Below are 16,470 nucleotides of genomic sequence, written 5' to 3' on the forward strand. Positions count from 1 at the left end.
GCTGCTCGTCGCGATCGCGCCGACCGCGACGATCGCGTCCATCGCGGGCTGCTACGAGTGCATCGAGCCGCAGGTGTCCAACCTGTTCAAGCGCGAGACGCTGTCGGGCGAGTTCCTGCAGATCAACCGCTACCTGGTGGAGGACCTGAAGTCGCTCGGGCTGTGGACGCCGGCCGTCCGCGAGGTGGTCAAGAAGGCGAACGGGTCCGTGCAGGGGCTGGTCGACCTGCCGGAGGAGATGCTGTCGCTCTACCGGACGGCCTGGGAGCTGCCGCAGAAGGCGCTCATCGACCTCGCCGCCGCCCGCACCCCGTACATCGACCAGTCGCAGTCGCTGAACCTCTTCATGGAGACGCCGACGATCGGCAAGCTCTCCTCGATGTACGCCTACGCCTGGCGGGCGGGGCTCAAGACGACCTACTACCTGCGGTCCCGCCCGGCGACGCGGATCGCGCAGACGACGGTCGCCGCGGCCGCCTGCTCCCTGGAGAACCCCGAGACCTGCGAGGCGTGCCAGTGACCGAGCGAGCGGAAGAACAGCGGCGAGCGGAGGGGCGGGGCATGCTCCTCGACCCGGGCATGGACCTGACGCTGCGGCCCATGCGCTACCCGGACTTCTACGAGCGGTACCGGGCCGCGATCCGCAACACCTGGACGGTCGAGGAGGTGGACCTCGCCTCCGACCTGGCGGACCTCGCGCGGCTCACGCCCGACGAGCTGCACCTCGTCAACCGGCTGGTCGCGTTCTTCGCCACCGGCGACTCGATCGTGGCGAACAACCTCGTCCTCAACCTCTACAAGCACGTGAACGCGCCGGAGGCCCGGCTCTACCTCTCGCGGCAGCTGTACGAGGAGGCCGTGCACGTCCAGTTCTACCTGACCCTCCTGGACACCTACCTGCCCGATCAGGACGAGCGCGTCAAGGCGTTCGCGGCGATCGAGCACATCCCGTCCATCCGGGCCAAGGCGGAGTTCTGCTTCCGCTGGATCGACTCGCTCGGCTCCCTGGAGAAGCTCCGCACCGCCGCCGACCGCAGGGCGTTCCTGCTGAACCTCATCTGCTTCGCGGCCTGCATCGAGGGGCTGTTCTTCTACGGCGCGTTCGCCTACGTGTACTGGCTCCGGTCGCGCGGCCTGCTCAACGGCCTCGCGTCCGGGACGAACTGGGTCTTCCGGGACGAGTCAATGCACATGGAGTTCGCGTTCTCCGTGGTCGACACCGTCCGGGCGGAGGAGCCCGCGCTGTTCGACGCGGAGCTGACGGCCGAGGTCGCCGCGATGATGGAGGAGGCCGTCCAGGCGGAGCTGGCGTTCGCCCGCGACCTGTGCGGGGACGGCCTGCCCGGCATGAGCGCGGACGACATGCGCGCCTACCTCGAATACGTCGCGGACCAGCGGCTCGTCCGGCTCGGCCTGCCCGCCCGCTACGGCACCGCGAACCCGTTCGCGTTCATGGAGTTGCAGGACGTCCAGGAGCTGTCCAACTTCTTCGAGCGGCGCGTTTCGGCCTACCAGATCGGGGTGGAGGGGACGGTCGCGCTCGACGAGGCGTTCTGAACCTTTCGGAACGGGCAGTCGTTGAACCGTGAGGACAAGGCCGAGGAGGAAGAACATGCCTTCCGTCATCGACCGCATCAAGCGGTTCGCCCGGAGCCCGCAGGGCCGCAAGGCGCGCGCCCGCGCGGAACGGCTCGCCCGGGACCCGCGCACCCAGGCGAAGATCCGAGGACTGCTGTCGCGCGGGCGCGGCGGCGGACGCCGCCGCTACTGACCCCCACCGAGCGAAACAGGAACAGAAACCGGACCCGCCCTCGTCCCGAGGGCGGGTCCGTTCCGTGTCGCGCTCCGGACGCGCCGGTGTTGCGCATTGGACGTAACTGCAACTCGTTTGCAATAGTGGCCGTATGGCCGACTACACGCTTCCCGACCTGCCCTACGACTACGCCGCCTTGGAGCCGGCGATCACCGGCGAGATCCTGGAGCTGCACCACTCCCGGCACCACGCCGCCTACGTCAAGGGCGCCAACGACACGCTGGAGAGGCTCGCCGAGGCGCGCGAGAAGGAGCAGTACGGCGGGCTGGTCGGCCTGGAGAAGACGTTCGCGTTCAACCTCTCCGGCCACGTCCTGCACTCGATCTTCTGGGACAACCTGTCGCCGGAGGGCGGCGACCGCCCGGACGGGGAACTGGCGGCGGCCCTCGACGAGCACTTCGGCACGTTCGAGGCGTTCCAGAAGCAGCTCACGGCGGCGACCTCCACCGTGCAGGGCTCCGGCTGGGGCGTCCTCGCATGGGAGCCCCTCGGCAGGCGCCTCGTCGTCGAGCAGGTCTACGACCACCACGGCAACGTCGGCATGAACACGACGCCGCTGCTGGTGTTCGACGCCTGGGAGCACGCCTACTACCTGCAGTACCGCAACGTCCGGCCGGACTACGTGGAGAGGCTCTGGTCGCTCGTGAACTGGACGGACGTCCGGGCCCGCTTCGACGCGGCCCGCGCCCGACCGGAGAGCGCGGCGTCCTCCCGATAGACGGCGGCGTCGGCGCGGCGCCGCTGAGGGGCGGCGTTCACCAGGCCGGGATCGTGCTCAGAACCTTTCCTCGCGGCCCGGTGAACGCCGCTTCCGCCTTGCCGGACGCGGACGCCGAGGGTTGTGCGCGCGCCCTCGCGCAGCCGGGCGACACGGTGCGCGGTCACCGTCGTGCCCGGCCGGTGCGGCGCCGCCGCGGCCCCGCCCCTAGTCTGCTCCTTATGACCGGCGAGTACCTGTACTGGGAGAACGTCCCCACGCGGTGGAAGGACAACGACGTCTACGGGCACGTCAACAACGTCGTCCACTACTCGATGATGGACACCGTCATCAACGAGTGGATGATCCGGACCGCCGGCTTCGACCCGGCGACCTCCGGCTCGATCGCGCTGTGCGTCGAGTCCCACTGCGAGTACAAGGCCGAGGCGTCGTTCCCCGACACGATCCGTGTCGGGCTGCGCGTCGGCAAGCTCGGCCGGTCCAGCGTCCGGTGGGAGATCGGCATGCTGCGCGGCTCGGACGGCGCGCTCATCGCCGAGGGCCACTTCGTCCACGTGTTCGTCGACCGCGGCACCCGCCGCCCGGTCGAGATCACCGGAGCCGTCCGCACCGAGATGCAGAAGCTGGTGGCCGCATGACCGCCACCCGCGCGGCCGTCCTCGTCGAGTCGGGACGCCCCGCCCCCTACGCCGCGTCCCGCCCCCTGGAGATCGCCGAGCTCCGCCTCGACCCGCCCGGCCACGGCGAGCTCCTGGTCCGGATCGGCGCCGCCGGCCTCTGCCACTCCGACCTGTCCGTCATCAACGGGTCCCGGCCGCGCCCCCTGCCGATGGCGCTCGGGCACGAGGCCGCGGGCGAGGTCGTGGAGACCGGGCCGGGCACCGAGTTCGCGCCCGGCGACCACGTCGTGCTCGCGTTCGTCCCGGCGTGCGGGCACTGCGAGCGCTGCGTCGCCGGACGTCCCGCCCTCTGCGGGCCGGGCGCCCAGGCCAACGGCGCCGGGACCCTGCTCGGCGGCGGCAGGCGCTTCCGCGCCCCGGACGGCACGCGCCCCCACCACCACCTCGGCGTCTCGGCGTTCTCCGAGTACACCGTCGTCTCGTCCCGCTCCGCCGTGAGGATCGACCGCGACCTGCCCTTCGACGTCGCCGCGCTGTTCGGCTGCGCCGTCCTCACCGGCGCCGGCGCCGCCCTCCACAGCGCGGCCGTGTCGCCGGGCGACACCGTCGCCGTCTTCGGCCTCGGGGGCGTCGGGCTGTCCGCCGTCCTCGCCGCGAAGGCCGCCGGAGCCTCCACCGTCCTCGCCGTGGACGTCGTCGCGTCCAAGCGGGACCTCGCCGGGCGCCTCGGCGCCCGGCCCGTCGCGGGCGGTCCGGACGCCGTCGAGGCGATCCGCGACCTGACGTCCGGCGGCGCGGAGAAGGTGATCGACACGACGGGCGTCGTCGCCGTCCTCGAACAGGCCTACGCGGCCACCCGTCCCGGCGGAACGACCGTCACCGTCGGCCTCCCGGCCCCCGGCGCGCCCCTCACCCTGCCCGCCCTCAGCCTCGTCGCCGAGGAGCGGACCCTGCGCGGCAGCTACCTCGGCTCCTGCGTTCCCCGGCGGGACGTCCCCCGCTTCATCGCCCTGTACCGCGACGGCGCCCTTCCCGTGGACGCCCTCCTCAGCGGCCGCCTGCCCCTCGACGAGATCAACGCGGGCTTCGACCGCCTCCACACCGGCGAGGCCGTCCGCCAGCTCGTCACCTTCCCCTGAGAGGACGGCCTCAGGCGAGGACGTGGGTGGTGAGGAGCTGCTCGAAGTCGGCCTCGAAGGCCTCGTAGCGGGCGCGCAGAACGGGGCCCGGCCAGTCGGCGGGCAGCAGTGACGGCGGCAGGAGCGGGTCGTTGAGGAGGTGCCGCAGGACGGCCGCCGCGTAGGTGAAGCGCTCGGCGATCGCGGTCGCCCCGGCCAGGGCGGCGCGCAGGGCGTCGGCCTTGGCCGTCCAGGCGTCCAGGTCCCAGAGGGAGGCGGCCAGGGCCGCGGGGTCCTCCTCGGGGCGGCCCGTGAGGAAGGTGCACTGGCGGACGACGGGTTCGGGGCGCGGCCGGGTCAGGTTCGCCGGGCGCAGCCAGGTGCCCTCCCGCAGCTCGGCGAGCCGCAGCGTCGACATGGCCTGGCGCAGCGCGGCGCGGTCGGCGGCGGGGCGGCGCTCGGCGGTGATGACGGCGATCTCCCAGGCGCCGTCCCACGGGCGGGTCGGGGGGAGGCGCGCCTCGTCCTGCCGGGCCTGGCGGGCGAGGAGGCGCTCGGTGAGGGCGTACGTCCCGCCGGACTGGACGAGGTCGCCGGCGGCGACCATGCGCGACAGCGCCACCCGGATCGTCCCCTCCGCGATGCCGAACAGGTCGCCGACGCGGACGAGGTAGCGGGCCGGGAGGCGGGGCGGGTGGACGCCCAGCAGCGTGCTCAGGACGACGGACCGAGCGGTGAGCGGGCGAATCTCCAGGCTGTCCATGGCTGGTGGTGACCCTACCGGGGAGGGAGGGTGGCCTCGTCCTCAGATTACACTCTTTTCGCCGCGTGAGCTGTAAGTGTAATGTTCGGGGCATGGCGTCTTACCTCATCGAGTCGTTCGACCGGCTCCCGTTCGGGGGCGCGGAGAAGGCGCGCCGCTACGCCACCGAGCGCTACCGGGGCGCGGCCGGCCGCAACTGGTACGACTGCGACCCCACGCTGCGGTTCCTCATGCGGCGGCACCTGGGCGACGGTTTCGGCTGGGCCGAGCCCCGCCTCAGGGAGATGGGCGCGCTGATGGGCGGCCCGATCGCCGAGCGGGCCGAGGAGACGGACCGCAACCCGCCGCGCCTGGAGAAGTACGACCGGTGGGGACGCGACATCAGCGAGGTCGTCATGCCGCCCTCGTTCGAGGCGGCGCGCCGGGACATCGTGGCGACGTCCTTCACCCGGCCCGACTTCGTGGCCGAGGCGAAGCGCGCCGGGACCGACCCCGCGCCGATGGGCGTCGCCTGGAGCTACCTGCTCGACCAGGCCGACATCGGCATGGCGTGCGCGCTCGGCACCGGCGGCGACATGGTCGTGGGGCTGACGGAGATGTTCGCGCCGGACGACGTCAGGGCGCGGGTGCGGGAACTGTTCGCGGCCGGGGAGATGTCCGGCGAGGCCGCGCAGATGCTCACCGAGCGGTCGGGCGGCTCGGACCTCGGCGCGCTGGAGTCGACCGCCTCCCGGGAGGGCGACGCCTGGCGCCTCAACGGCTTCAAGTGGTTCGCCTCCAACGCCAACGGCTCGGCCTTCGTCGTGCTGGCCAAGCCGGAAGGGGCCGTGGACGGCGTCCGGGGCATCGCGCCGTTCCTCGTCCTGCGGGAGCGGCGGGACGGCTCGCGCAACGGCGTCCGGATCCGGCGGCTCAAGGACAAGCTCGGCACGCGGTCGGTGGCGTCGGCCGAGATCGAGTTCACCGACGCGGAGGCGTTCCTGCTGGCCCCGGCGTCGAGCGCGGGCGAGGGCGGGGACGGCAGGGGCCTGGCCCGCATGATGGAGCTGACCAACGGCGCCCGGCTCGGCATCTCGATGATGGGCCTCGGCTGCGCGCGGCGGGCCCTCGTCGAGTCGCTCTGCTACACGCGGGCGCGCGAGGCGTTCGGTGCGCCGCTGGGCGCGCAGCCGCTCATGCGCCGCAAGCTCGCCGAGCTGATCGTGGAGACCGAGGCCGTGCAGGCGCTCGTCTTCGACGGCTACCTGGGACGTCCCCGGCTGCGGCTCGGGGCCGCGCTCATCAAGCTGCGGGCCGCGCGGCTGGGCGTGACGGCCGCGAGCGACGCCATCGAGATCCACGGCGGGAACGGCTACATCGAGCAGTGGCCGGTCGCGCGGATCCTGCGGGACGCGCAGGTCAACCCCATCTGGGAGGGCGGCGACAACATCCTGTGCCTGGACGTCCGCCGCGCCGTCGAGCGGCAGGACGCGCACGAGCCGTTCCTCGAACGGCTCGACCAGGCCGTCCGGCGGGCGCCCGGCGGGGACGACGAGACGGCCGCGCTGGTCGGGCAGAGCATCGGTCATCTCCGCGAGGCCATAGAGAAGTGGCGCGGGCTCGACAGGAACGTGGCCGAAGCGCGCCTCTACCCGCTCGCCCAGTACATGGCCGACGTGTACGCGGCGGCGCTGCTGCTGGAGCAGGCCGGGTGGGAGCGCGCCGATTCCGGCGAGGACCGCAAGGCGCTGGTCGCGCGGCTCTACGCTCGGAGCCACCTCGCCGACCCCGGTCCGCTGCGGGGGATCGACGACCCGGCGGACGAGCTCGAACGCTTCGACGAGCTGGCGGACGGCGCGTTCACCGACGACTAGGAGGCCGCGCGTGGCGGTACGGATCGAGCGGGACGGCCCGGTGACCACGGTGGTGATGTCCCGTCCGGCAACGCGCAACGCCGTCGACGGGCCGACGGCGCGCGAGCTGGCCGCCGCGTTCCGCGAGTTCGACGCGGACGACGGCGCGAGCGTCGCCGTCCTGTGGGGCGAGGGCGGGACGTTCTGCTCCGGCGCCGACCTCACCTCGGTCGGCACCGTCCGCAGCCCGCGTTTCGACCCGCCCCCGGCCGACGGGCCGCTCGGCTGCACGCGGATGCGGCTGTCCAAGCCGGTCATCGCGGCGGTCGCGGGCCACGCCGTCGCCGGGGGCCTGGAGCTGGCGCTGTGGTGCGATCTGCGTGTCGCGGAGGAGACGTCCACCTTCGGCGTCTACTGCCGGCGCTGGGGCGTCCCGCTCGTCGACGGGGGGACGGTCCGGCTCCCGCGGCTGATCGGCGCGAGCCGCGCCATGGACATGATCCTCACCGGGCGGCCGGTGGACGGGCGGGAGGCGTTCGAGATCGGCCTCGCCAACCGGCTCGTCCCGCTGGGCAAGGCGCGGGAGGCGGCCGAGGAGCTGGCGGCCGGGCTGGCGCGGTTCCCGCAGACCTGCCTGCGGGGCGACCGGCTGTCGGCGCTGGAGGCGGAGGGCCTCCCCGAGGACGAGGCGATCGCCGCCGAGTACCGCCACGGCCTCCGCTCCATGGAGGATGCCGTCGAGGGCGCCGGGCGGTTCGCGAGCGGACGCGGACGGCACGGCGACTTCGGCGACATCTGAGCCCCCGCGGCGCGCCCGGCGTCCTGGCGTCCGCGCCCGCCGACATGGCTCCGAAGGTCGTTGACCGAACGCAATTCGGGACCGTAGGTTCCTGAGGGGCGGCCGCCGTGAGCGAGGAGAGCGAAAGCGATGACGCTGACCGTGGAGGAGGCGGGCCTGGCGCTCGCCGACCCGAAGGCCTACGCCGATGACCGGCGGTTCCATGAGTCCCTCGCGCTGCTCCGCCGCGAGTCCCCGGTGCACCGGGTGGAGGCCCCCGGCTACACGCCCTTCTGGGGGATCACCAAGCACGAGGACGTCCTGGAGGTCGAGCGCAACCACCGGCTGTTCCTGAACGCCCCGCGCCCGGTGCTCGGCACCGCCGAGTTCGACGCGCTGAACCGGCAGCGCGCGGAGCAGGGCATCGCGCTGCGCACGCTCGTCCACATGGACGACCCCGACCACCGGGTGATCCGGGCGATCGGCGCGGACTGGTTCCGGCCGCGCGCGATGCGGGCCCTGGAGCCGCGCGTCCGCGAGCTGGCCAGGCGGTACGTCGACCGGATGGTGGAGCTCGGCGGCGAGTGCGACTTCGCGCGCGAGGTCGCCGTCCACTTCCCGCTGTACGTGATCCTCTCGCTGCTCGGCCTGCCGGAGAGCGACTTCGACCGCATGCTGAAGCTCACGCAGGAGCTGTTCGGCGGCGACGACGCCGAGTTCCAGCGGGGCACGACCAACGAGGAGAAGCTCCAGGTCCTGCTGGACTTCTTCGCCTACTTCCAGGGCCTGACGGAGGAGCGCCGCAAGCACCCCACCGACGACCTCGCCTCCGCCATCGCGAACGCGCGCGTCGACGGCGAGCCGCTCAACGACTTCGACACCGCGTCCTACTACGTGATCGTCGCGACGGCCGGGCACGACACCACCAGCGCGACGATCGCCGGGGGCCTGCACGCGCTCATCGAGCACCCCGACCAGATCGAGCGGCTCCGCGAGAAGCCGGAGCTGATGCCGCTCGCCGTGGACGAGATGATCCGCTGGGTCACGCCGGTCAAGGAGTTCATGCGCACCGCCACCGAGGACTACGACCTGCGCGGCGTCACGATCCGCAAGGGCGAGGCGGTGCTGCTGTCCTACCCGTCCGCGAACCGGGACGAGGAGGTCTTCGACGACCCGTTCCGCTTCGACGTCGGCCGCGACCCGAACCGGCACCTGGCGTTCGGCTTCGGCGTCCACTACTGCCTGGGCGCGGCGCTGGCCCGCATCGAGGTCCGCGCCTTCTTCGAGGAGCTGCTGCCCCGCCTCGGCTCGATCGAGCTCGCCGGGCCGCCGGAGGGCATCGCCACGACCTTCGTCGGCGGCCTCAAGCGCCTCCCCGTCCGCTACTCCCTCGCCTAAGGAACCCCCGGTGCAGATCGAAGCCGCGGTGCTGCGCGCCGCAGACGCCCCCTACACGATCGAGTCGCTCGACCTCGCCGACCCCGGGCCCGGCGAGGTCCTCGTCAGGATCGCGGGCGCGGGGATGTGCCACACCGACCTGCTCGGGCGCGTCCCCGGCGACCTCGTCGCGAAGCCGGTCGTCCTCGGGCACGAGGGCTCCGGCGTGGTCGAGGCGGTCGGCTCCGGCGTCACCGGCCTCACCGCCGGCGACCACGTGGTCATGTCGTTCGACTCGTGCGGGGAGTGCGCCAACTGCCGCGCCGCCAAGCCCGGCGCCTGCACGCAGATGACCGCGCTCAACATGCTCGCGATGCCGCTGGACGGGACGCCCCGCGCCACCGGCCCCGGCGGCGAGCCCGTCCACACGCGCTGGTTCGGGCAGTCGTCGTTCGCGAGCCACGCCCTCGGGACCGCCCGCAACGTCGTCCCGGTCACCAAGGACGTCCCCCTCGACGTGCTCGGGCCGCTCGGCTGCGGCGTGCAGACCGGCGCCGCCTCCGTGCTGGTGTCGCTCGGCGTCCGCGCGGGCGACAGCATCGCGGTCTTCGGCGCGGGCGCCGTCGGGCTGGCCGCCGTGATGGCCGCGCGGATCGCGGGCGCCTCCACGATCGTCGCCGTCGACCTGCACGAGTCCCGGCTCGACCTGGCCCGCGAGCTCGGCGCCACCCACGTCCTCCATGGGGCGGACGACGACATCGCCGGGCAGATCCGGGCGATCTCCGGCGGTGAGGGCGTGCAGTACTCGTTCGACTCCACGGCCGTCCCGGAGGTCGTCTCGACGGCGGTCGCCTCGCTGCGCACCACCGGCGTCTGCGGCCTGGTCGGCGTCGGCGCCGCCGAGTACCGGCTGGACGCCAACCTCCTGCTCATGGGACGGACGGTCAAGGGCATCATCGAGGGCGACGCCGTCCCGCACACGTTCATCCCGCGGATGATCGAGATGTGGCGGCAGGGCCGCTTCCCGTTCGACCGGCTGGTCACCGCCTACCCGCTCGCCCAGATCAACGAGGCGGAGGCCGACACGACGTCCGGCAAGGTCGTCAAGCCGGTACTGGTCCCGTGAGCCCTGGGCCAGGGTTCTCGAACCAGGAGGCGCTCTCGGCGTCCGCCGGGTAGTACGACTCGACGGCGACCTCGTCCAGGGTGATGTCCAGGGGAGTGCCGAACGTGGTGATGGTGGAGAACAGCCGCAGCTCCCGCCCCCCGAACCGGACGATCATCTGGATCATGACGTCGGCGTCCGAGGGCGCGTCCTCGGGTCCGGGTTCCAGCAGGTCCCGGTAGAGGGCCGCGAGGCCGGGGTCGGGCGCGGCGGCGAGCTGGCGCCTGACCCGCGACCGGAACACCGCGCGCACGTCGGCCAGGTTGACGACGAGGCGGGAGAGCCCGCGCGGGTCCAGGCCGAGCCGCAGCAGGTTGACCGGCGGCCGGAGCAGCTCGGGGTCGACCTCCGCGAGGAACGGCCCGACGGCGCGGTTGGTCATGACGATGTTCCAGCGGCGGTCGAACGCCAGCGCCGGATACGGCTCGTGCGCGCGGAGCACCCGCTCGACCGCGCTCCGGGCGGCGGACAGCGCGTCGTCGTCGAGGGGCCGTTCGGCGTACCGGGGGGCGAAGCCGGCCGCGAGCAGCAGCCGGTTGCGGTCGCGCAGCGGCACGTCGAGCTGGTCTGCGAGCCGCAGCACCATCGCGGCGCTCGGGTTGGACTTGCCCGTCTCGACGAGGCTGACGTGCCGGGCCGAGACGTCGGCCGCGATCGCGAGGTCGAGCTGGCTGAGCCGCCGGTGGTGCCGCCACTGCCGCAGGAGCTCCCCGATCGTGTCCACGGTCGTCGAGATTACTCATCGTGGAACGGAACGCCATGAAATGGGAGTTCATCGACAGCCCGCGGCCACCGCCGGAACACTGCGGCCATGACCAACAAGGAAATCGTTCAGCGGGCCCTTTCCGAGCTGCTCGCCACGGGCAGCACCGAGGGGCTCCGGCCGCTGCTCAGCGAGGACTTCGTGCACCACCGGCCGGACGCCTCCTCGACCAGGGACGAATGGCTCGCCGCCGTCGAGGCGGCGCTCACCCCGCTCGCCGGCATGCAGGTCGAGATCGGCCACCTGCTGGCCGACGGCGAGCACGTCGTGCTGCACACGCGGCGGCGGATCCCGGACGGCCCGGAGATCGCGGTCGTCGACGTCTGGCGCATCCACGACGGGCTGCTCGCCGAAGCCTGGGAGATCATCGAGCCGGTGGCCCAGGCGCCCGCCAACCTCACCTGGTGGGCCCCCGCCGCGGTCTGACCCGGTAGACCTCGCGGCCGAAGCCGTCCCCGGATCCACCCGGGGGCGGCTTCAGGCGCGAGGTCCCGATGCCGTCATCCGAAAGACGTCTCAGAATCTGAGATCCGCGGTGGCGGGAGGTGGGAGCGCACGGACGGTTTTCCGCAAAGCATCGCCCTCCAGGTGGGCGATGCCGAGCAGTCCGCCATTTGGGTCGGCGGACTTCCGCAAAGGAGACACAGGTGAAGACCAATAAGCCGGACACCAGTTCCGGTACGAATAACAGGTTCCCCTGGGACAACTTCGATCCGGAGAAGTACCGGGAGACCAACTACAAGCAGCTCCGCGGCGACGACGCCCAGATCCTCGGGCGCGGGGCCAACTGGTTCAGCCAGATCGCTCTGTGGCGCTACTCCGAGGGAAAGGGACAGTTCTCCCACGGAATCGACGTCGGGCCCGGGTCGAACCTGTACCCCACCCTCAGCATGCTGGGGTACTGCCGGAAGATCACGCTCTTCGAGTACGGGGCGGCCAACGTCGAGTACCTGAGGGGCGAGGTCAAGCACCTCAGCGACTCGTGGAAGCCGTTCTGGGAGATCGTCGCGCCGTTCGTCGGCAACCGCGACTTCGAGTGGGCGCGGCGTACGCTGCGCAAGCGCGCCACGGTCGTGCAGGGCGACATCTTCAAGGACCTTCCCAAGGGGGAGTTCGACATCGGGACGATGCACTTCGTCGCGGAGTCGCTCACCGCCGATCCGCGGGAAGTCCGGTACGGGGTCCGCAACTTCACGAACTCCCTCGTCCGGGAGAGCCCCTTCGTCATGGCCAACGTGCAGGGGTCCACCGGGTACTTCGTCGGTGACCAGTGGTTCCCGGCGGCGCCGGTGACCCCCACGGACGTGGAGTGGATGCTCGATCTGCTCGCCGCCCACAAGAAGGTCGAGCACATCGACATCGACGGACCGTCGGTGCACCTCAACTCCGAGGGGAAGCCCGAGGAGGACTACGAGGGCTACGTGGTCTCGATGGGCCTGTCCTTCTGACCCAAGCCTCGGCCGGTGAATGAGGCCGGCCGGGGCCCGAGCCGTGGGTCCGCACGTCGTGCGGGCCCACTTGGTCTTCGCCAAGCGCCGGACCGGAGCATGCACCTCCTGCTCGGGTCGGGCCTGCGTTCAGACGACGCGGTGGAGGAGGTCGTCGCCGCGCGCGAGGCGGCGGCAGTTCTCCGCGGCGACCGCGAAGTAGCGGTCCCACGTCTCGCGGGTCAGCCACGCCACGTGCGGCATGACGACCACAGTGTCGAGAGCCAGCAGGGGGTTCCCCGCGTCCACGGGCTCCTTCTCGAAGACGTCCAGCCCCGCGCCGCCGAGACGTCCCGACGTGAGCGCCGCCACCAGCGCCGCCTCGTCGATCACCGCGCCGCGCGCGGTGTTCACCACGATCGCTCCCTCCGGCAGCAGCGCGAGCCTTCCGGCGTCGAGCAGGTGACGGGTCTCGTCCGTCAGCGGGACGTGCACCGAGACGACGTCGCTGGCGCCCAGCAGATCGTCCAGCTCGCGCCAGGCCGGGTCGTCGCGCCGGGGCCGCCGGGTCGTGTACAGGACGGTCGCCCCGATCGCCTCCAGCATCCCGCGCAGCAGGGTCGCGATCTCGCCGCCGCCGAGGAGCCCGACCGTCCGTCCGGCCAGCTCGCCGCCCACCAGGGACCGGCCGGCGGGCCACCCCTCCCCGCGCCGCGTCCGCGCGTCGAACGGCACGACCCGCCGCAGCGCCGCCAGCATCAGCAGCAGCGACGTCTCCGCGACGGCCTGCGCGTTGCGGCCCGGCATGTTCGCGACCGCGATCCCGCGCTCCGCCGCGGCGTCCAGGTCGATGGTGTTCACGCCCGTGCCGAGCTTCTGGATCAGCCGCAGCTTCGGCGCCCGGTCCATGTCGGCGGCCGTCACCGGGCGCAGCACGTGCCAGAGCACCTCGGTGTCCGGCAGCAGCCCCGCGAACCGCGCGTCGTCCTGCTCCGAGCAGCTCACGATGTCGAGACCGGGCTCCTCATGATCCATGTCGTAGTGCAGCAGCACCCGCACGCCGTCCCCCTTCCCTCGCCGCGACCCCGGCGTCACCGCCCGGCGTCCCCCGCGATTATCGTGCGGATGGTGAGCAGGAATGGGACAGAAGCGAGCGCCCTGCCGGCGGACCTGCCGATCGTGCAGGCCCCCATGGCGGGCGGGCCGTCGACGCCGGAGCTGGCCGCCGCCGTCTCGAACGCGGGCGGCCTCGGCTTCCTCGCCGCCGGCTACAAGACGACCGAGGCCATGCGCGCCGACATCGCCGCCACGCGCGAGCTGACGTCCCGCCCGTTCGGGATGAACGTCTTCATGCCGTCCCTGGACGACATCGACCCGGCCGCCATCGCCGCGTACCGCGACCTCCTCGCCCCCGAGGCCGCCCGCCTCGGCGTGGAGCCGGGCACCCCGGGCGCCCGCGACGACGCCTACGACGCGAAGATCGCCGACCTGGTGTCCGACCCGCCCGCGGTCGTCGGCTTCACGTTCGGCTGCCCGGCCCCGGACGTCATCCGCGCCCTCAAGGACAGGGGCGCGTCCGTCGTCGTCACCGTGACCTCCCCGGACGAGGCCCGCCGGGCGTCCGGCGCCGACGCGCTCTGCCTCCAGGGCTCCGAGGCCGGGGGCCACCGGGGCTCGTTCGCCAACACCCTCGACGACCCGCTGCCGCTGCGCGCGCTGCTCCGGGCCGTCCGCGAGATCACCCGGCAGCCCCTCATCGCCGCCGGGGGCCTCGCCACCGCCGCCGACGTCGCCGAGGTCCTCTCTCTCGGCGCCGCCGCCGCCCAGCTCGGGACGGCGTTCCTGCGCTGCCCGGAGAGCGGCGCCAGCGCCGTCCACAAGGCCGCCCTCACCGATCCCCGCTTCACCTCGACCGCCATGACCAGGGCGTTCAGCGGACGTCCCGCGCGCGGCCTGATCAACCGCTTCCTCGCCGAGCACTCGGGGGACGCCCCCGCCGCCTACCCGGACGTCCACTACGTGACGGCGCCGCTGCGCCGGGCGTCCGCCGCCCAGGGCGACCCGGACGGCGTCAACCTCTGGGCAGGGGAGTCGTTCCGAGAGACGACCGAAACCCCCGCCGCCGCCCTGGTGGAGTCCCTCGCTCCCGCCTGATGCCCGACCTCGCGATCCTCCGCCGGAGGGTTCGCCGTCACCCGGCCCGAGGAGCCCCCGATTGAGGGGGCCGACCGCCTGACTACGCTTCGGCGCCCCAGTCCCACATGGCCTGGAGCACCGGCCCCAGGCGGCGGCCCCGCGCGGTGAGCGCGTACCGCGTGCGCGGAGGCCAGCCCGCCTGCCTCTCCCGTTCGAGCACGCCCGCCTCGGCGAGCTGCGCCAGCCGGTCGGCCAGCACCTTGTCGGACAGGGTCGGGAGGGCCCGCCGCAGCTCGCTGTACGAGCGGTCGCCCCGCAGGAGCTCGCGGACCACCAGCGTCGTCCAGCGCCCGCGCAGCGCGTGCAGGGTGATCTCCACCGGGCAGGACGGCGTGGGCTCCGCCGCGTCCGCGCGCGGATCGTCCGGCAGCCCCGGATGGCTGACCGTTTGGTGAGTCACGAGAGCGCCTCCTAGCGTTTCGCGTCCTGGACCTGTCTACCCGGAAGGACGACGATGCGCCCATTGGCCGAACGCCCCGAGGACGTCGCGCCCGTCTTCGCCGACCGTTTCAACAGCGGCGACGCGGCGGCGGTCGCCGAGCTGTACGAGGAGGGGGCGGTGTTCGTCCCCGCACCGGGCACGCCGCTGACCGGCGCCGACGCCCACGCCGCCAACGCCCGCTTCATGGCCCTCGGCCTGCCGATCAGGGTCGCTCCGCGCCACGTCTACTCCGCCGGCGACCTCGCCCTGCTGATCGTCGACTGGGTGATCGAAGGCGAGGGGGCCGAGGGCCCGGTCCGCATCGAGGGCACCGCCACCGACGTCGCCCGCCGGGGCCCGGACGGCCGCTGGCGCTACGTCCTCGACAACCCCTTCGGCACGGCCGCCTCCGGCGCGTAGGGCGGCCATGGGCAGCCGCGTCGCGGTTCACGGCGTCCGCTGTAAGGGTTGAGGTGCGTGAAGTAATTACGTCACTCTTGTCCCATGGACCAGGACGGACGCCGCACCGGGGTGCGGCAGGCGGTGGAAGGCGACGTCGCGGAGCTCGTGCGGCTGCGGGCGCTGCTCTTCGAGGATCTCGGCGGGGAGTTCTTCGCCCCGCCGGCCGGGGACGACGGGTGGCGGCACACCCTCGCCACGGTGCTGAAGGAGCAGCTGACGGCGGACACGGTGCGGATCCTCGTCGTGGACGGCGACGGCGACGGCGGCCTGGCCGCGTGCGGGATCGGGACCTTCGAGCAGCGGCTGCCCGGCCCGCACCTGCCCAGCGGCCGCCTCGGCCAGGTGATCGGCGTGGTCACCGATCCGGCGCACCGGCGCCGCGGCCACAGCCGCGCGATCATGCACGGCCTGCTCGACTGGTTCCGGGAGCGCGACGTCGCGCGCGTGGACCTGCACGCCTCCCGCGACGGCGAGCGCCTCTACCGCGACCTCGGCTTCGTCGACCACCCTGACCCGGCGCTGTACTGGCGCCCTTGAGGCAGCGCCCTGACCAGGTGTTTCGTGCGCGGCGACGTCTCTGGGAAGAAATACGGGGGGACGTGTCGATCCAAGCCGTCCTCCGTTCGACCTAGGGATGAGAGGGCCCCGCGGAGGGGCCCGGACGCACACGGAGACAGAGCGATGAAGTACATGCTGATCATGCGGGCGACGGACGAGGCGTACGCGGGCATGGCGGACACGGACCCCGCCGAGATGATCGAGACCGTGGGCCGGTTCAACCAGGAACTGATCCAGGCCGGGGTGCTGCTCGCCGCCGAGGGGCTCGACGACCCGTCCGAGAGCGTGGTCGTCGACCACTCCTCCGAGCCGCCCGTCGTCACCGACGGCCCGTACGGCGAGACGAAGGAGCTGTTCGGCGGGTTCTACATCCTCGACGTGGCCTCGAAGGAGGAGGCCGTCGAGTGGGCCCGGCGGGCGCCGGCCGGTCCCGGCTTCAAGACCGAGATCCGCCGCGTC

At 72.8% G+C, this 16,470-nt stretch carries 19 protein-coding genes and 1 pseudogene; 16 read left to right on the forward strand and 4 right to left on the reverse strand.

Annotated features, from left to right (window positions below):
* The 6 genes and pseudogenes from AB0C69_RS20525 to AB0C69_RS20550 form a co-directional block, all read left to right on the forward strand.
* A pseudogene (locus AB0C69_RS20525) lies at positions 1 to 520 on the forward strand (ribonucleoside-diphosphate reductase subunit alpha); the annotation flags it as partial.
* A 41-nt stretch (positions 521 to 561) separates the two neighbouring features.
* The gene (locus AB0C69_RS20530; RefSeq protein ID WP_360355690.1) at positions 562 to 1,557 is read left to right on the forward strand and encodes a ribonucleotide-diphosphate reductase subunit beta; all 996 of its coding nucleotides are present in this window, start codon (positions 562 to 564) and stop codon (positions 1,555 to 1,557) included.
* 55 nt (positions 1,558 to 1,612) lie between these two features.
* Positions 1,613 to 1,771 carry a hypothetical protein gene (locus AB0C69_RS20535; RefSeq protein ID WP_345180322.1) on the forward strand — a complete coding sequence of 53 codons (159 nt, stop codon included), beginning with the start codon at positions 1,613 to 1,615 and terminating at the stop codon, positions 1,769 to 1,771.
* A gap of 133 nt (positions 1,772 to 1,904) precedes the next feature.
* Positions 1,905 to 2,531 carry a superoxide dismutase gene (locus AB0C69_RS20540; protein ID WP_360355693.1) on the forward strand — a complete coding sequence of 209 codons (627 nt, stop codon included), beginning with the start codon at positions 1,905 to 1,907 and terminating at the stop codon, positions 2,529 to 2,531.
* A gap of 221 nt (positions 2,532 to 2,752) precedes the next feature.
* The gene (locus tag AB0C69_RS20545) at positions 2,753 to 3,169 is read left to right on the forward strand and encodes a thioesterase family protein (protein ID WP_360355696.1); all 417 of its coding nucleotides are present in this window, start codon (positions 2,753 to 2,755) and stop codon (positions 3,167 to 3,169) included.
* Entirely contained in the window at positions 3,166 to 4,290 is a 1,125-nt protein-coding gene (locus AB0C69_RS20550) for a zinc-binding dehydrogenase (RefSeq protein ID WP_353834334.1), read from the forward strand. Before AB0C69_RS20545 ends, AB0C69_RS20550 begins: the two co-directional genes overlap by 4 nt.
* A 10-nt stretch (positions 4,291 to 4,300) precedes the next feature.
* Here AB0C69_RS20550 and AB0C69_RS20555 read toward each other — a convergent pair whose 3' ends face one another.
* Complete coding sequence (locus AB0C69_RS20555; protein ID WP_360355700.1) at positions 4,301 to 5,032, reverse strand: PaaX family transcriptional regulator C-terminal domain-containing protein; 732 nt, start codon at positions 5,030 to 5,032, stop codon at positions 4,301 to 4,303.
* Positions 5,033 to 5,124: 92 nt separating this feature from the next.
* On the opposite strand from AB0C69_RS20555, the gene AB0C69_RS20560 reads away from it, so the two are divergent.
* The 4 genes from AB0C69_RS20560 to AB0C69_RS20575 all read left to right on the forward strand — a co-directional run bounded on the left by AB0C69_RS20560 (position 5,125) and on the right by AB0C69_RS20575 (position 10,145).
* Complete coding sequence (locus AB0C69_RS20560; protein WP_345180309.1) at positions 5,125 to 6,885, forward strand: acyl-CoA dehydrogenase family protein; 1,761 nt, start codon at positions 5,125 to 5,127, stop codon at positions 6,883 to 6,885.
* Positions 6,886 to 6,895: 10 nt separating this feature from the next.
* Positions 6,896 to 7,663, forward strand: a complete 768-nt coding sequence (locus AB0C69_RS20565) for a crotonase/enoyl-CoA hydratase family protein (protein WP_360355703.1) — start codon at positions 6,896 to 6,898, stop codon at positions 7,661 to 7,663.
* A gap of 129 nt (positions 7,664 to 7,792) precedes the next feature.
* Entirely contained in the window at positions 7,793 to 9,040 is a 1,248-nt protein-coding gene (locus AB0C69_RS20570) for a cytochrome P450 (protein WP_360355705.1), read from the forward strand.
* A gap of 10 nt (positions 9,041 to 9,050) precedes the next feature.
* Positions 9,051 to 10,145, forward strand: a complete 1,095-nt coding sequence (locus tag AB0C69_RS20575) for an NAD(P)-dependent alcohol dehydrogenase (protein WP_360355707.1) — start codon at positions 9,051 to 9,053, stop codon at positions 10,143 to 10,145.
* Here the strand turns inward: AB0C69_RS20575 and AB0C69_RS20580 are convergent.
* Positions 10,123 to 10,908 carry a helix-turn-helix transcriptional regulator gene (locus AB0C69_RS20580; RefSeq protein WP_360355710.1) on the reverse strand — a complete coding sequence of 262 codons (786 nt, stop codon included), beginning with the start codon at positions 10,906 to 10,908 and terminating at the stop codon, positions 10,123 to 10,125. The genes AB0C69_RS20575 and AB0C69_RS20580 overlap by 23 nt on opposite strands.
* An 87-nt stretch (positions 10,909 to 10,995) precedes the next feature.
* Here AB0C69_RS20580 and AB0C69_RS20585 point away from each other — a divergent pair, with 87 nt between their 5' ends.
* Both AB0C69_RS20585 and AB0C69_RS20590 read left to right on the forward strand, forming a co-directional pair.
* Positions 10,996 to 11,373 carry a nuclear transport factor 2 family protein gene (locus AB0C69_RS20585; RefSeq protein ID WP_360355712.1) on the forward strand — a complete coding sequence of 126 codons (378 nt, stop codon included), beginning with the start codon at positions 10,996 to 10,998 and terminating at the stop codon, positions 11,371 to 11,373.
* 221 nt (positions 11,374 to 11,594) lie between these two features.
* Complete coding sequence (locus AB0C69_RS20590; RefSeq protein WP_360355715.1) at positions 11,595 to 12,395, forward strand: hypothetical protein; 801 nt, start codon at positions 11,595 to 11,597, stop codon at positions 12,393 to 12,395.
* 129 nt (positions 12,396 to 12,524) lie between these two features.
* On the opposite strand, the gene AB0C69_RS20595 is transcribed toward AB0C69_RS20590, so the two are convergent.
* Positions 12,525 to 13,433 carry an NAD(P)-dependent oxidoreductase gene (locus AB0C69_RS20595; RefSeq protein WP_345180290.1) on the reverse strand — a complete coding sequence of 303 codons (909 nt, stop codon included), beginning with the start codon at positions 13,431 to 13,433 and terminating at the stop codon, positions 12,525 to 12,527.
* A 66-nt stretch (positions 13,434 to 13,499) separates the two neighbouring features.
* Between AB0C69_RS20595 and AB0C69_RS20600 the strand changes: the two genes are divergently transcribed.
* The gene (locus AB0C69_RS20600) at positions 13,500 to 14,528 is read left to right on the forward strand and encodes a nitronate monooxygenase (protein ID WP_360355718.1); all 1,029 of its coding nucleotides are present in this window, start codon (positions 13,500 to 13,502) and stop codon (positions 14,526 to 14,528) included.
* Positions 14,529 to 14,610: 82 nt separating this feature from the next.
* On the opposite strand, the gene AB0C69_RS20605 is transcribed toward AB0C69_RS20600, so the two are convergent.
* Positions 14,611 to 14,970: a helix-turn-helix domain-containing protein gene (locus AB0C69_RS20605; protein ID WP_360355720.1), complete on the reverse strand. Its 360-nt coding sequence runs from the start codon at positions 14,968 to 14,970 to the stop codon at positions 14,611 to 14,613.
* Between the two features lie 54 nt (positions 14,971 to 15,024).
* Here AB0C69_RS20605 and AB0C69_RS20610 point away from each other — a divergent pair, with 54 nt between their 5' ends.
* The 3 genes from AB0C69_RS20610 to AB0C69_RS20620 all read left to right on the forward strand — a co-directional run.
* Complete coding sequence (locus AB0C69_RS20610; RefSeq protein ID WP_353834341.1) at positions 15,025 to 15,411, forward strand: DUF4440 domain-containing protein; 387 nt, start codon at positions 15,025 to 15,027, stop codon at positions 15,409 to 15,411.
* An 84-nt stretch (positions 15,412 to 15,495) separates the two neighbouring features.
* A complete protein-coding gene (locus AB0C69_RS20615) occupies positions 15,496 to 15,990 on the forward strand; it encodes a GNAT family N-acetyltransferase (RefSeq protein WP_353834342.1) in 495 nt (164 codons plus the stop codon).
* Between the two features lie 144 nt (positions 15,991 to 16,134).
* Positions 16,135 to 16,470: YciI family protein (locus AB0C69_RS20620; RefSeq protein ID WP_360355724.1), on the forward strand; the 336-nt coding region annotated here is incomplete at its 3' end.

Source organism: Actinomadura sp. NPDC048032 (assembly GCF_040653175.1).
Lineage (GTDB): Bacteria > Actinomycetota > Actinomycetes > Streptosporangiales > Streptosporangiaceae > Spirillospora > Spirillospora verrucosospora.

Coding starts and splice junctions, on each gene's coding strand:
- AB0C69_RS20600 (WP_360355718.1), top strand. CDS start 13,500: ATGGTGAGCAGGAATGGGACAGAAGCGAGCGCCCTGCCGGCGGACCTG.
- AB0C69_RS20560 (WP_345180309.1), top strand. CDS start 5,125: ATGGCGTCTTACCTCATCGAGTCGTTCGACCGGCTCCCGTTCGGGGGC.
- AB0C69_RS20610 (WP_353834341.1), top strand. CDS start 15,025: ATGCGCCCATTGGCCGAACGCCCCGAGGACGTCGCGCCCGTCTTCGCC.
- AB0C69_RS20535 (WP_345180322.1), top strand. CDS start 1,613: ATGCCTTCCGTCATCGACCGCATCAAGCGGTTCGCCCGGAGCCCGCAG.
- AB0C69_RS20585 (WP_360355712.1), top strand. CDS start 10,996: ATGACCAACAAGGAAATCGTTCAGCGGGCCCTTTCCGAGCTGCTCGCC.
- AB0C69_RS20555 (WP_360355700.1), bottom strand. CDS start 5,032: ATGGACAGCCTGGAGATTCGCCCGCTCACCGCTCGGTCCGTCGTCCTG.
- AB0C69_RS20545 (WP_360355696.1), top strand. CDS start 2,753: ATGACCGGCGAGTACCTGTACTGGGAGAACGTCCCCACGCGGTGGAAG.
- AB0C69_RS20570 (WP_360355705.1), top strand. CDS start 7,793: ATGACGCTGACCGTGGAGGAGGCGGGCCTGGCGCTCGCCGACCCGAAG.
- AB0C69_RS20615 (WP_353834342.1), top strand. CDS start 15,496: ATGGACCAGGACGGACGCCGCACCGGGGTGCGGCAGGCGGTGGAAGGC.
- AB0C69_RS20530 (WP_360355690.1), top strand. CDS start 562: ATGCTCCTCGACCCGGGCATGGACCTGACGCTGCGGCCCATGCGCTAC.
- AB0C69_RS20540 (WP_360355693.1), top strand. CDS start 1,905: ATGGCCGACTACACGCTTCCCGACCTGCCCTACGACTACGCCGCCTTG.
- AB0C69_RS20550 (WP_353834334.1), top strand. CDS start 3,166: ATGACCGCCACCCGCGCGGCCGTCCTCGTCGAGTCGGGACGCCCCGCC.